This window comes from [Clostridium] fimetarium, assembly GCF_900111235.1.
Taxonomy (GTDB): Bacteria; Bacillota; Clostridia; order Lachnospirales; family Lachnospiraceae; genus Clostridium_N; species Clostridium_N fimetarium.
In genome coordinates, this window is sequence record NZ_FOJI01000007.1 from 106985 (window position 1) to 121569 (window position 14585).

Annotated in this window: 15 protein-coding genes; 13 read left to right on the forward strand and 2 right to left on the reverse strand. The window is 33.0% G+C overall.

Annotated elements, in window-relative coordinates; translation table 11 throughout:
- The first annotated feature begins 1 nt into the window (after position 1).
- The 4 genes from BMY18_RS10375 (at position 2) to BMY18_RS10390 (ending at position 2889) form a co-directional block, all read left to right on the forward strand.
- On the forward strand, positions 2-652 hold the full coding sequence (locus BMY18_RS10375; protein ID WP_092453707.1) for a potassium channel family protein: 651 nt from the start codon (positions 2-4) through the stop codon (positions 650-652).
- A 13-nt stretch (positions 653-665) separates the two neighbouring features.
- Positions 666-1322: a potassium channel family protein gene (locus BMY18_RS10380; RefSeq protein WP_092453709.1), complete on the forward strand. Its 657-nt coding sequence runs from the start codon at positions 666-668 to the stop codon at positions 1320-1322.
- Between the two features lie 419 nt (positions 1323-1741).
- Positions 1742-2545 (forward strand): ATP-binding protein, encoded by an 804-nt coding sequence (locus BMY18_RS10385; RefSeq protein ID WP_092453711.1) that lies wholly within the window; start codon positions 1742-1744, stop codon positions 2543-2545.
- Between the two features lie 11 nt (positions 2546-2556).
- Positions 2557-2889 (forward strand): cupin domain-containing protein, encoded by a 333-nt coding sequence (locus BMY18_RS10390; protein WP_092453713.1) that lies wholly within the window; start codon positions 2557-2559, stop codon positions 2887-2889.
- A gap of 127 nt (positions 2890-3016) precedes the next feature.
- Here the strand turns inward: BMY18_RS10390 and BMY18_RS10395 are convergent, their stop codons facing one another.
- Positions 3017-4441 carry a spore germination protein gene (locus BMY18_RS10395; RefSeq protein ID WP_092453714.1) on the reverse strand — a complete coding sequence of 475 codons (1425 nt, stop codon included), beginning with the start codon at positions 4439-4441 and terminating at the stop codon, positions 3017-3019.
- Positions 4442-4654: 213 nt separating this feature from the next.
- Between BMY18_RS10395 and BMY18_RS10400 the strand changes: the two genes are divergently transcribed.
- Both BMY18_RS10400 and BMY18_RS10405 read left to right on the forward strand, forming a co-directional pair.
- The gene (locus tag BMY18_RS10400) at positions 4655-5182 is read left to right on the forward strand and encodes a DUF3877 family protein (protein WP_170841373.1); all 528 of its coding nucleotides are present in this window, start codon (positions 4655-4657) and stop codon (positions 5180-5182) included.
- A 73-nt stretch (positions 5183-5255) separates the two neighbouring features.
- Entirely contained in the window at positions 5256-6380 is a 1125-nt protein-coding gene (locus BMY18_RS10405) for a glycosyl hydrolase family 18 protein (RefSeq protein ID WP_092453718.1), read from the forward strand.
- Between the two features lie 33 nt (positions 6381-6413).
- On the opposite strand, the gene BMY18_RS10410 is transcribed toward BMY18_RS10405, so the two are convergent.
- Positions 6414-6989 (reverse strand): manganese efflux pump MntP, encoded by a 576-nt coding sequence (locus tag BMY18_RS10410; protein ID WP_092453720.1) that lies wholly within the window; start codon positions 6987-6989, stop codon positions 6414-6416.
- A 278-nt stretch (positions 6990-7267) separates the two neighbouring features.
- On the opposite strand from BMY18_RS10410, the gene BMY18_RS10415 reads away from it, so the two are divergent.
- The 7 genes from BMY18_RS10415 (at position 7268) to BMY18_RS10445 (ending at position 14490) form a co-directional block, all read left to right on the forward strand.
- Positions 7268-7696, forward strand: a complete 429-nt coding sequence (locus tag BMY18_RS10415) for a hypothetical protein (RefSeq protein WP_092453722.1) — start codon at positions 7268-7270, stop codon at positions 7694-7696.
- 142 nt (positions 7697-7838) lie between these two features.
- Positions 7839-8447 carry an undecaprenyl diphosphate synthase family protein gene (locus BMY18_RS10420; RefSeq protein WP_092453724.1) on the forward strand — a complete coding sequence of 203 codons (609 nt, stop codon included), beginning with the start codon at positions 7839-7841 and terminating at the stop codon, positions 8445-8447.
- 145 nt (positions 8448-8592) lie between these two features.
- Complete coding sequence (locus tag BMY18_RS10425) at positions 8593-9063, forward strand: methylglyoxal synthase (RefSeq protein ID WP_092453726.1); 471 nt, start codon at positions 8593-8595, stop codon at positions 9061-9063.
- Positions 9060-9620: a nitroreductase family protein gene (locus BMY18_RS10430; RefSeq protein WP_092453728.1), complete on the forward strand. Its 561-nt coding sequence runs from the start codon at positions 9060-9062 to the stop codon at positions 9618-9620. Before BMY18_RS10425 ends, BMY18_RS10430 begins: the two co-directional genes overlap by 4 nt.
- Before the next feature lie 202 nt (positions 9621-9822).
- Entirely contained in the window at positions 9823-10767 is a 945-nt protein-coding gene (locus BMY18_RS10435; RefSeq protein ID WP_092453730.1) for an AAA family ATPase, read from the forward strand.
- 55 nt (positions 10768-10822) lie between these two features.
- Positions 10823-11962: a DUF58 domain-containing protein gene (locus tag BMY18_RS10440; protein WP_139197257.1), complete on the forward strand. Its 1140-nt coding sequence runs from the start codon at positions 10823-10825 to the stop codon at positions 11960-11962.
- A gap of 32 nt (positions 11963-11994) precedes the next feature.
- Positions 11995-14490, forward strand: a complete 2496-nt coding sequence (locus BMY18_RS10445; RefSeq protein WP_139197259.1) for a transglutaminase domain-containing protein — start codon at positions 11995-11997, stop codon at positions 14488-14490.
- Positions 14491-14585 lie beyond the last annotated feature (95 nt).

A 14585-nucleotide genomic window follows, 5' to 3' on the forward strand; every position in this document is an offset into this window, starting at 1 on the left:
GATGAAAATAATCGTTGTAGGGTTAGGAAGAATGGGAACAGGTTTGTCACTAAATCTTGCAAAAAAAGGACATCATGTAATAGTGATTGATAAAGATTCTGAAGCATTGGATAGTTTGGGAAATAATTTTAACGGAGAAAAAGTAGAAGGATTCGGGTTTGATAAAGATATTTTAAATAAAGCGAAGATTGAACGAGTGGATGCCGTAGTAGCTTGTACAGATAGTGATGAAGTAAATGCAGTGATTGCAAGAATGGCAAAAAACATTTATCGTGTACCGAAAGTAATTGCTCGACTTTATGATCCAAAGAAGGCGGATATTTATCGTCGTCTAGGAATTCAAACAATTTCTACTACGACATGGGGAATTGAAAGGGCAACAGAAATTATAACATTTAACCATTTAGATAGCGTTTATGAAATGGGAAATGGAATGGTTAACTTAGTTCGTATAGAGATTCCATCTTTATTAGTAGGTCATACTGTAAATGAGATCACAGTGCTTGGAGAAATTCATATAGTTTCAATTAATAGAGGTGGTAAAACATTTATACCATTGTTTGGATCCATCTTTGAAGCAGAAGATATTCTCTATATTTCAGTGATCGTTTCGGCTACTGATAAATTAAAATCTATGTTAGACCTGGTATAAAAGGAGGAATAATATGAAAGTCATTATTATAGGTGGAGATCAAGTAGGAGCTTATCTTGCCACATTATTATTATCAAATGGTCATGAAGTTCAATTAATTGAACAAAGTGAAAAAACATATAACAAACTATTAAAAGAGATGCCATCAGAATTACTTGTTTTAGGAAATGAATCTGACACAGAAATATTAAAAAAAGCAGGTATAGAATCAGCAGATGTCGTAGTAGCAGTTTCTAGAGCTGACGAAACTAATTTAGTGGTTTCTACACTTGCAAAGATGGAATTTCGAGTGCCACGTGTTGTTTCTATGGTTAATAATCCTAAAAATGCTTGGTTATACAATGGTCAAATGGGCGTTGATGTATGTGTAAATCAAGCCGAGATATTAGCAAAATTGGTAGTGGAAGATATGGATTTGAAAGATATGTTTACCGTTTTGAAACTTAACAGTGGAGAATATTCTATCGTTCAAATAAATGTTGTAGAAGAAGCAAAAGCTAACAATCAGTACATAAAGGATTTGTTGATTCCTAAAAAAACAGTATTGATTTCAATTACTCGTAATGGAACTGTACTGATACCAAAGGGAGATACACAAATATTAGTTGGTGATGAAATATTGGCACTAACAGATGAATCTAGCCGTAAAGTACTCAAAGAAATATTTTAGATAAAAGTATAAATCACTCGAAGAACTATTTTAGATAAAAGTAAAATAACTCGAAAAGCAAAACCAGTTTTAAAAGTAAAATTAGTCTAAAATTTAAAACCAATCGTAAAAATTGGGAATAGGAAAGAGAGGCTTTCGTGGTATAATAACTACGAAGACTTCTCTTTTTTCGCCTTATTGAGAAATGGATGAAAAATATTTGAATCTATCAATTTTTCCATACAAAATGTATCTGTGGATACAGAAAACAATTAGGATATTTGTTAAGATAACTATAGTAAGAAACAAATAACTTCGATATGAAGTGTAATAAAATGTTGAAAGAAAATAAAATACAAGGAGCCATGCATGCAATTATTCTTTCAACTATATATTTTAGCAATATTTCAATGTAAGATTGAAATAGGCATGGGTGTAAAATGATAAGAAAAATTATAAAAATAAACGAAGATTTATGTAATGGGTGCGGTTTGTGCGCGAATGCTTGCCATGAAGCAGCAATTGCGATAGTAGACGGAAAAGCAAAGTTGATTCGTGATGACTATTGTGATGGATTAGGCAACTGCCTCCCGGTATGTCCAACGAATGCAATCTTTTTTGAAGAAAGAGAAGCTTTGACGTATAATGAGGAAGAGGTCAAAAAGAACCAGGAAAGTAAAGGAATCGTTATGGAAGAGAACACAAATAAAGAAAATACAAATAAAGAAATCACTAATTATGTGAACCCTAATAAAGAAAAAGAGAGCTGCAGTGGTGGTGGATGCCCTGGAAGTATGGCAAGAGAGCTTCAAAGAGAACAAAGTGGTGTTAATGAAAATCAACAGGAATCGGTTGCTGAAACAAAACAAACGATAGCTAGTGAGTTAAGGCAATGGCCAGTGCAAATCAAACTTGTTCCAGTTAAAGCACCATATTTTGAAAATGCGAATCTACTTGTAGCCGCTGATTGCACAGCTTATGCTTATGCAAACTTTCATAATGAATTTATGAAGAACCATGTTACTGTTATAGGTTGCCCTAAACTGGATGATGGTGATTATTCTGAGAAACTTACGGAAATAATAAAAAACAATAATATCAAGAGTGTTAAGGTGTTACGCATGGAAGTTCCTTGCTGTGGTGGGATTGAATTTGCAGTTATGCAGGCATTGAAGAACAGTGGAAAAATGATTCCTTGGCAAGTCGTTACGATATCTTGTGATGGACAAATATTAGAAAGTTAAAGAGGAAAATTATGAGCGAAATAATGAAAAACATTGCAAAGTCTGAGATATTGAATTTGAAAGAGCAAGTATCATATATGGAAAATCAGGTGGTAAGTAAGACCTTGGTCCAGAATCAAAATGTAAATATGACCTTGTTTGCATTTGCAAAAAATGAAGAAATCAGTTCTCACGAATCAAAGGGTGATGCATTTGTATTGTGTTTAGATGGAACGGGAGAAATTACAATTGATGGTGAAAAATATATTTTGGTTGAAGGCCAGACAATTGTAATGCCCGCAGGACATCCACATGCGGTTTATGCAAAAGAACAGTTCAAAATGTTATTAGTTGTTACATTCTAGTTACATTCTAGAAAATCATCTAGATAGTTGGTTTTCAAAAAAAGAGAGATATAAAGGCAGGTAAACTGTCTTTATATCTCTTTTCCATTTGGCAAATGATAGACAACATTCCAAAGATTAGGTTAAGCTACTTTTTTTTCACCTGAACCGAAGCTGTTGGATAACGAAATAATATTCTTGATAAGGCCAACCAATTAAATGGAACCAAAGGCCAAAGATAGCTTTTATTTCCAAAAGATTTTGTCTTCGCCATTGATATAAATATTAGTATTACGCCAATTACAAAACCAGGTATTCCTAAAACTCCTGTAAATATTACTAGCAAAAGCCGGTATATACGAATTGCATCACTAAATTCCTGAGAAGATATACTAACGTTTGCAAGCAAAGTTGCTGCACCATAAAATAATGTCTCCAGATTCAACCATTTTAATTGAACAGCAATATTCCCAATGAGTAAGGCTCCAATTAGTCCTAAAGAGTTCGAATAACCACTTGCTGCAGTAGCTGACGAGTACTTGAATATATCAAGACCAATTTCTATTATGATTACATAAGTAAAGAGTTTTATCGCACTAGTATCTCCAGTTGTAATCACATGTAGCCAGGAGGGTAAGTTATGAACAAAGCCTCCAAGAAGTAAAAATAATGGCATTACAAATAGGCTTGCAAGAATACATGAAAATCGCAATAGGCGTAAATAATTTCCAATTAATAAGTTTTGATAGTAATCATCTGGATGCTGTGTAAATTGAAATATTGTGCATGGGAATATGAGCGCAGTTGGGCTATTATCAACCAGAACAACAATGTATCCTTCAAGAAGAAAACTGCATGCAACATCGGGTCGCTCTGTATATCGGGTCTGAGGAAGTGGCGTATACCATTTTTTAGTAACTAATAACTCCTCTAGACTTTTAGATCCCATAGTAAGTGCTGAGATATTTAATGAGTCAAGCTTGCTTTTTAACTGATTTAATAAAATGGGATCAACAAGTCCATCTACATATGCAACTGCGACATCTGTCTGGCTGTCTGAACCAACAGGCTTGATTTCGAAGGTTAGTTTCGGGTTACGTATTCTACGACGAATAAGTGCAGTGTTGGAAACAAGCGTTTCAATAAACCCATCTTTTGCACCTCGCATCACTTTTTCAGCATCTGGTTCTTGAATACTACGCATTGGATAAGAACGAGTATCAAGAATAATAGCAGTATCAAATCCGTCAACTAGAAGAAGAGATGGACCACTGAGCAAGTTCTTTGTGAGCTCATCAAAATCTTTACTTGTTTTTGCTTGGAAATATCCGAGCTTAGAAGCCATATATTTATTTAAATCTACGATAATATCATCACTACAATATTGCTCATTCTGTAAATCAGAAATCAATTTGATCAGTAGTTCACTATCACAAAAACCGTTTATTCCAATCCAAAAAGCGCGCGTTTTTCCAAGATATAAATCTCTTGTGATGATATCAAAACTTTTTTTGATTGGTAAAATCTTCTTAAGTTGATCAATGTTATCTGAAAGGGTTTTGGATAATTCCATTTTAGTCGTCCTCTACTTTGACATTTTAGCAGTATATATCAAATATAATGCTTTAATTATTATTCCTAAAACAGGAAAAATAATACACGGATTTATTTGATTTAAGAATATACACAAATAATTATCAGCTAATACACAATTTGTAGTATAATAACTTCAGAAATTCAGGATATGTCTTGCAAAAGAAAGCTACAGAAATGGAGAAATAGTAGAATGAATTATATGAATTTAGAAAAAAATATATGTGATACAGTGAAGGAAGGCCAGATAAAAATCGGATATGATGAAGGGGCAGTAAGATTATACTATCCGATTGAATCCATCGCGGAGCTATTAGAAACCGATAATACATCAATTCAAGATATGCAAGCGCTATTAATGGATTTCAACAAAGTATGCAGTGAAAGACTAGGAGATATTGAAATATCAAACAAAGAAGAGCGATTTTGTTTTATGATTCCAAAAGAAGGGACGAAGTACATTAATGAAAACTATAAAGACAATCTTTTTTTGCGAGAATTCATCGAAAATATTACAAAGCCAAATTGTACATTACAAGATATGATAAAGGTATTTCATCACTATTCCCAAGATATTTATTTTGAAGAAAATGACGAATTGGGATATATCATATATTTTAAGGATGGTACAATTGATGAGTATGTTTACTGCTTGAAGTTTGATGAATTTGGAGCAACCTATCATAGATTTACAAAGTTAGATTATCAAAAGTTGATCTAGTTGATTTATTTATTATATTCATATAAATATTGCTAACAGCATATATAATAAAAAACTAGTAAGGCGGATTTTGATGACGATACATGTTGTGAAAGCTAGTGATACAGTAGATAGTATCGCAAAAACATATGGAATCTCAACAGATAAAATCATATATGATAATCAGCTTATCTATCCGTTTAGACTCGCGGTGGGTCAAGCTCTTTTGATTTCCAATGGGAATGATAAACCAGTAAAACGTATTGATGTAAATGGATATGCATACCCATTTATCAGCAACTGGGTTTTAGAAGAAACGCTACCATATCTAACAGAACTTTCCGTATTTTCCTATGGATTTACACCAGAAGGAGATTTGATTCCGCCTCCGCTTGATACTACAGTTATGATTGATAAAGCGAAGGAGTTTAAAGTACTTCCAATCCTTACATTAACACCATTTGGATTGGATGGTAAATTTAATAATCAATTGATTAGTGCGCTTGTAAACGATCCAAAAGCACAGCAAAATCTAATTGATCAATTAATCAAAGAATTAAAGGAGAAAGGATATGGTGGAGTAGATATTGATTTCGAATATATTCTACCAACGGATAGAGATGCATTTACATCATTTGTAAAAAATGTCACACAAACTTTAAATAAATTATCTTATCAAGTATCTGTGGCACTTGCTCCGAAATCAGCAGTTTCGCAAAAGGGACTTTTATATGAGGGAAAAGACTATGGAGGATTAGGAGCGGCAGCAAATCATGTGCTCTTAATGACTTATGAGTGGGGATACACATATGGGCCACCGATGGCAGTCGCCCCAATTACTCAGATTCGTAAAGTGGTTGAATATGCAGTTACAGAAATCCCGGCAGAAAAGATCAATATTGGAATTCCTAATTATGGATACGATTGGCCATTACCATTTGAACAAGGAGTGACGAAGGCAAAAACAATTGGGAATGTTGAGGCTGTAAGATTAGCAATTGAACAGGGCGTAGAAATTATGTATGACGAAGTTGAACAATCACCATTTTTTAGATATTGGCAGGATAATATTCAGCATGAGGTATGGTTTGAGGATGTGCGTAGTTTACAAGCAAAATTTGATTTGATTAAGGAATTCAATCTTCGAGGGGCCGGATATTGGCATATTATGCAGCTGTTTCGTGCAAATTGGATATTGCTGAGAGATAACTTTTTGTGATTTTACATCAGGGGGGATGCCCCGCAGCATACTTTAAAAATTTATCAATCCTAAATGTTCAAAAAGTATTTTGGCGCCAATAAGAATTAAGATTAATCCACCTGCAAATTCAGCTTTGCTTTTGAAACGAGCTCCAAATTTGTTACCGATAAATACACCGATGATTGATAAAACAAATGTGATTATTCCAATTAGTATAATAGATGTCAATATATTTGTGTTTGGAATAAGCGCAAATGTAATGCCAATGGCAAGTGCATCAATGCTTGTAGCAATTGCAAGTATAAATAATTCTTTTATGTCAAGATTTTCATCAATGTCGCATTTTTCGTTATCTTTTTTTAGTGCTTCATGTATCATTTGCCCACCAATGAATGCAAGGAGAATAAAAGCAATCCAATGATCAAAATTTGTTATATATTGTTCAAATTGCTTACCTAAAAACCATCCAATTAATGGCATTAAACCCTGAAAACCGCCAAAGAATAGAGCAATAATAAATGTATGTTTGTAGTTTAGTTTTCGCATATTCAATCCCTTGCAAATTGATACAGCAAAAGCGTCCATTGAAAGACCTACAGCAATAAAAAATAATTCAACAAATCCCATTTTTTCAATCTCCTTTTCAGTTGGCATAACTTGTGAAATCTTATCATAGATGACGCCTAAAGTCAAGGTACAAGGCCATTTAAAAGAGCCACTGCTCCATAGGTGTTTACTTACCTATGGGAAGTGGCTCTTTTAGAAGTCTTATTTAAGAAATGAATTTTGATTTACCATTATAATATCAAATAATTTTATGTTGAAATTTTTATTGAGGAATAGAAAATCCATTTTATCATACACTAACTCTTATCGTGTATTTAGTAGATAGGAGGTTAGATGAATTGAATGGAAATACAGAAATGTTAAATTTTATTTATCAAAACTCAGAAATGGGTGTAAACACACTTGGCCAAATTGTTGAATTGGTGAAAGAACCTGGTTTTAAAAAACAGTTAACGTCTCAACTTGCCGAGTATGAAAAAATCAATACAGAGGCTAAGGAGATGTTAAATAAACATGGGTGCGAAGAAAAAGGAATTAATTCATTTGATAAAATAAAGACGTATCTTATGATTAATATTCAGACACTTACGGATAAGTCGGCTTCACATATTTCTGAAATGCTAATTATTGGTAGTAATATGGGTATGATTGATGCAATTAAAAATATTCATAGATATTTCGAAGCCGAAAAAGATATTGTTAAGTTGATGCAGCGGTTGTTGAAGTTTGAAGAAGAAAATATAAAGAAACTAACTGAATTTTTATGATTACAAAGAGCACTTGTGTGTGAAGTTTTCAATCTTACACACAAGTGCTCTTTTATGTTCAAAATTAAAAAACAATGGATTAATTACAACAATATGAGGTATACTCTAAACAATCAAAATAGGTAAGGAGATTTAATCGATTATGAGAATTCCAAAACATATAGGCGTTATCCCAGATGGTAATAGAAGATGGGCAAAGTCAAATGGTCTAAATAAGGAACAAGGGTATGGTTATGGTTTAGATCCTGGACTCAGACTGTTACGTGAAGCTATGAAATTCGGTATAGAGGAGATTACTTATTACGGATTTACAGTTGATAACTGTAAGCGGCCCAAAGAGCAATTTGAAGCATTTAGCGCTGCTTGTGTAGCTGCAGTTAAAATAATTGCCAATGAAAATGTTTCGTTGTTGGTAATTGGAGATACATCATCTGCGTGTTTCCCAAAGGAATTACTGCAATATACAAAGTGTGATAGAAGTAATTTAAAAGAAGGTCAAATCAAAGTGAACTTCCTTGTGAACTACGGTTGGGAATGGGATTTGAAAAATGGAGTCAAATCAAAGGAGATTTCAAGAATGAATATGATTATTAGATGGGGAGGCATGTGTAGATTATCAGGATTTTTACCAATACAATCGGTATATGCAGATCTCTATATAATCAAAAATCTATGGCCAGATTTCAAGGAAGATCAATTTGATGATGCAATAGCTTGGTATCAAGAGCAGGATGTTACATTGGGCGGATGAAATAAGCTAGCAAATCAACATTACAAGGAATTAATAATGTGAAATATATACGCGATCCTTTGATAAGGAATTTCTTGATAAATATGGCATTTCGTTATATTATATACGTATGTGTTTTTAAGACAAAACGATTGGAGAAACAAATATGAAAAGCGACATAATTACATTTACAATTGGAGTACAAAAAAAAATAGCATTGATTGCACATGATGGAAAAAAACCAGAATTAATGCAATGGTGCGAGGATAATAAAGAGATATTGAAACAACATTCTTTATGTGGAACAGGAACAACAGCTAAGATGGTTACTGATAGAACAGGTCTTATTGTGAAAGGTTATAACAGTGGTCCACTTGGTGGAGATCAGCAGATTGGAGCTAAGATTGTTGAAGGAAGAGTTGATTTTGTGATTTTCTTTGCAGATCCATTGACCGCACAGCCACATGATCCAGATGTTAAGGCACTTCTTAGAATCGCTGAGGTTTATGATATTCCGATTGCAAATAATAAAGCAACAGCAGATTTTATGATCACATCAAAGTTAATGAATGAAGAATATGATCATGAAGTCATTAATTTCCAGAAGAATGTAGATGATAGAGCAAGCACATTATGATAAAAGAGCTTGTTCTAAAAAATAGATCGTATAGAAGGTTTTATGAAGATAAAAAAATCTCTATGGATACATTAAAAGAACTTGTAGAGATTGCTCATAATACACCTTCAGCTGCCAATAAGCAGCCACTTAGATATAAATTAGTGAATGATGAGACTGGTAATGATAAGGTGTTTGAATGCCTTGGCTGGGCGGGATATTTTAAAGATTGGGATGGTCCTTTAAAGGGTGAACGTCCAACAGGATATGTTATTATGATTACAAAATCAGGCGCGAATTCTTCATGGGATGAAGGCATCGCGGGACAAACAATGCTTTTAGCAGCAACGCAAATGGGTATGGGTGGCTGCTTTATTGGCAATGTGGATAGAGAAAAGTTAGCTAAGATAATTGAACTTCCACAAGATATGATAATCAAGTTGGTTATTGCGTTTGGATATCCTAAGGAAGAAGTTGTACTTGAAGAAATATTATCAGACGGGGATTATAAGTATTATAGAGATGAAAATCAAGTCCATCATGTTCCAAAGGTGAAGGTTGAGGATATAGTTATATAATTGTAACTATTCAGAAGGCAGTATTCCGCGAGGCGTTTTTGCTTGTTTTTAGCAAAAATCCGAGTTTTACAGCACCAAATTGCATCTTTATGGCAATTTGTGTGCATCGCGAAGCGTGTAATTGTTCAGGTACTGAACAGTTACATATAATTAATATATAAAGAGCACAAGAGATATTTAATTGACAAGGGGGAAGAAGAATATGGAGAATTTAGAAGGGTATTTATTAAAAGCAAATGGTATTTTCGATGAGGTTAAGAAAGTCGTATTAGGTAAAGATGAAATAATTAGTAAGGTCTTAATGGCAATTCTTGCCAAAGGTCATATTCTGATAGATGACATTCCTGGTGTTGGAAAAACAACAATGGCAATGGCATTTGCAGAAGCAATGGGATTGAAGGAGAATAGAATACAGTTTACTCCTGACGTTTTACCAGCTGATGTGACCGGATTTTCCATGTATAACAGAGAAATGAATAAATTTGAATATAAGCCAGGTATCGTTATGTGTAACCTACTTTTAGGTGATGAAATTAATAGAACATCACCAAAGACGCAGTCTGCACTATTGCAGGTTATGGAAGAGGGAAGTGTTACTGTAGATGGAATTACTAGAAGTGTGCCTAAGCCATTTACAGTAATAGCAACACAAAATCCAACAGGTTCCGTAGGAACGCAAAAACTTCCAGAATCGCAACTGGATCGATTTATGATTAAAATAACGATAGGGTACCCTGAATTGTCAGATGAAGTGGCAATTATGAAGGGTAAACAGTTTACTTCTATTAAAACAATCCAAAAAGCAATTACTGAGAGTGAGTTAATTGAAATACAAGAGATAGTAAGAAATATATTTGTTGATGATTCAATTTACGAGTACATAGCAAAGATCGCTGAAAGCACAAGAGATAATCCTGATTTGCAGCTTGGAATGAGCCCACGCGGAAGTATATATCTTGTTTCCATGGCAAAGGCCAATGCATTTTTGAGTGGTCGCAATTATGTCCTATCTTCAGATATTCATAACGTGATATTTGATACAATTGAACATCGAATCTTATTAAATAGTCATGCAAAATTGAACAATATTACGGAAAAAAGAGTGATTATTAATATATTAAATACGATACCAGTGCCAAAAGTGTAGTGATTATGACATACAAGGGGTTTATACGCACAAAAAAGAGCAGAAATGGGGAAATATGCTGAAAAGAAAAATACTTTACTTAGTCGCACTGGTATGTGTGCTTTCGGTTAATATCTTGTATATAGAGTATACGCCATTTATTCTATTAATAATTATGATTTTGTTTCCAATAGTGATAAGAGTATTTCTTAAAATACAAACTAACCATTTGGAAATCCAAATATCGATTCAAGATAAAATTGTTAGCCAAGGAGATACAGTAGTAATCAAGACTAAAATACACAATACCTTCATTTTTCCAACTCCCAATATAGTATTGAAATTTAGAGTTAGGTATTTGAATTATGATGTGGATAATGTTCATACAATTAATTCTAGTGTGCGTGGAAATCGCGTTTTCGAACTTAACACAAACTTAATTATGAATTATTGTGGAACCGTATATCTTTATGTTGAACAAGTAAGACTATTTGATTATTTATCGTTGTTTAAAGTAAAGGGTAGATGTTTTTATAATTCTTCAATAGTAGTAATGCCTAAGTTATATAAACCAACACATGATAATGAGAGGGCTTATAATGCTTATGTATCAGAAGTTGATGAATATTCACAAGATAAGTCGGGTGATGATCCATCTGAGATATTTGATTTGAGAGAGTATGCCGATGGGGATAATCTAAACAGAATCCATTGGAAGTTAAGCAGTAGAGGTGAGAGTTTAATCGTAAAGGAATATAGTTGTCCAATTGCAAAAACAGAATTGATTTTAGTTGAACTATTAGCAACTTCATCAAAGGCAGGCAAAAAAAATATAGATTATATATACCAAACTGTATATGCATTAGGGAATTATTTTTGGCATAATGAAATCTCCTTTAAATTGGCGTATTATGATATATCTTCTTGTAATCTCAAATGTATAACGATTGATAGTTTTGAGAAGCTACAATCAGCGGTTATAAATATAATTGAAATGAAAGTTTATAAAGAACCGTATGCATGGAACAATTTTTGGATAAGTGAAATTTCAGAAGATGCAAGGATACATTATATTATGAGTAAAGCTTACGAAAACTTAGAATATATGGATGCAAAAGTTGGGAAAAATGGTGGTTGTATAGGAGAAAACAATATTATCTTAGCAGATGAAAATAATATCCAGGAGATTGTAGATCTATTTTATTTGAAAGTATAAGACGTATTTTGGTATAATACAGGGGGGTCGTAATGAAAAATAAAGCTGATATTGGCAAAGGGGTCACTTTCATTGATGTTAATGTGAGGCAAGTTAATCCAGAAAAAACTTCACAATATCTATGTAATTTTCTTCCTTTATATTTTGGGACGTTGGGAACTATTTCTATTTTGGTATCAAGCTTTAGTTTTGAAATTAACATTGGTTTACTTATTATCATGTCTTTTTTTATATGTTTAATTCCGTATATTACACTTTACGTTATAAAGAAGAGATTTTTTGCATATTTAATTGTAAGCGGATTATTCTGCTTATTTCTGGCGATCTTTTGCAGGCAGATTATTGTAAGTGGAGCTATTTCAATTAATACAATTATTAAGGGAATTAGCATTCCATACAAATTGTATATCCCAATGTTAGATATTCCAAAATTTAGTGGAATAGGATATGTTGATATGCAATTATTTATATATTTTCTGACATTTATAATATCTATGGTTACTGGTCATGTTGTGTTTGTTAGACATAGTCTAATTCTTGCTATGATTTTACCTGTCTCAATTACTTCATTTTGTATTTCTTTTGATGTGATACCGTCCGCTATGTCATTAGTACTTGTTATGGCATATTTAATGTCGGTACTTTCTATGAATACAAAGCCCAAATTAGAACTTAATCCATCGGTGCCAGCAATTGTTTGTGGAATGTTATTTGGGGTTTCCATTGTGATATTTATATTGATACCAAGTTTTAATTATCATAGATTTGCTCCTTTTGATACCGTGCGTGTCTGGGTTATGAATACATTTGATCCACTTAGTATTGACAATTTGAAAAATACAGATACGACACATGGTGGAATTAATGGCGGGCAGCTTGGAGCATTTGATAATATAGTTTATACAAATAGCAGTATGTTTACATTACGTGCAGCATCGAATGGCGGAAATTTGTATTATAGAAGCTTTTATGGTGCGTCCTATAGTGATAATAGTTGGGGAGATTTACCAATTCGTTATGAGCAAAAGTATACCGCCTTGGTTGGAAATTCCAAACCAAATTTAATCGATGGAAATATTGAAACCACAACATTATTAAATATTTTGGATTCAGATGAACAACTTCAACAATCAGTAGAAGATAATAAGTTTAACTATGATACAGATGTTCAAAAACAAGAATATGAAATTAATTATATAAATGCAGACATGAAATATTGGTATATACCATATGCAAGTTCAAAATTAACAGACTATAAAAGCTCATTGGATGGATATCCAGTCAATAATAATAAAGGAAGTTACTATGGATATAGTTATAACGTAGGAAATCTTAATTACGGTAAAATTAAAGGATTAGTGGATACGTATAAAGGTACGAATACATCTATGAAAGCTTATGTAAAATGGGAAGCACAATATAGACAATATGTATATGATGCATATACTTATCTGCCAGAGGATAGTTTAGAGGATATAAAGGCAGAGGGAAAGAAGCATTTGGTAACAACAGAGACTGAAAAGCAAATTTATATCAACCAAGTCATAGAAAATTTAGCAACCAATTATAAGTATTCACTTAATCCTGGTAAAGTTCCAGATGGAAAAGATTTTGTGGAATATTTTTTAAATGAAAGTAAAGAAGGGTATTGTACATACTTTGCGACAGCGGCAACATTAATGTTTAGGGCAGCAGGAATTCCAGCTAGATATGTTGAAGGCTATACTGTTTTTGATAGTGATATCAAAAGTGGTGTAAAAACTTCTAGCTATTATTTTAAAACAATTAATGGTCAGCCCATTAAAACCGAATATTCTGAATATACTACAACCGTAAAAGATAGTAATGCACATGCATGGGTAGAAGTATACGAAGATGGATACGGATGGGTTCCGATTGAGGTGACGCCAGGAATGTCCGTAGCCGATCAAATCAACCGAAACAGTTTGTTAAATGAATACACCCAAAGTTCAACGAGTGCGCCTACAAACGAATCATCCGTTGCAGATACATCTGCTGAAAGCTTGGATGATTTAAATGATTCCACAACTGTTTCAACGGAAAACGGTATGAATTCAGAAGACAAAGATAGTTGGATTGTGATATTGGTGGCAACAATGATTTTAGTTATAGCCGGGACGATAATAATTTGGTATCTAATGTACAGAAAGGCTAGAAAATTACTTTTTGAGCTACTGACAATGAAAACTGAGAATAGCGCCAATTCACAAATCCTAAATGTTTACAAATATTTTGAAAGATTATGCAGATTTTTAGGGGTTTCAAAATCAGAATCAATGAATTATGAAGACTATGCAAAATATCTAAACGAAAAGTTGAAGTACTTTTCAGAATGCGACATTGATGCTATAATAAATACAGTGTTAATGGTAAGGTTTAGCAATAGTAAGGCGTTAGAAGAGGAAGCATTATGCGTGACAGTAGGAACATTTAAATTGCGAGAAATGGTATATGCCAACTTAAGTAAAATAGATAAAATTAAGTTTAGATATTTCTACAAACTATAGCACATAATATTACTAGTGAGGTGTTACAGATTTTTGTTAATTTACAAAATTTAATCTTATATTTCATAAAATACGAAAACTTCGGAGGAATTAAT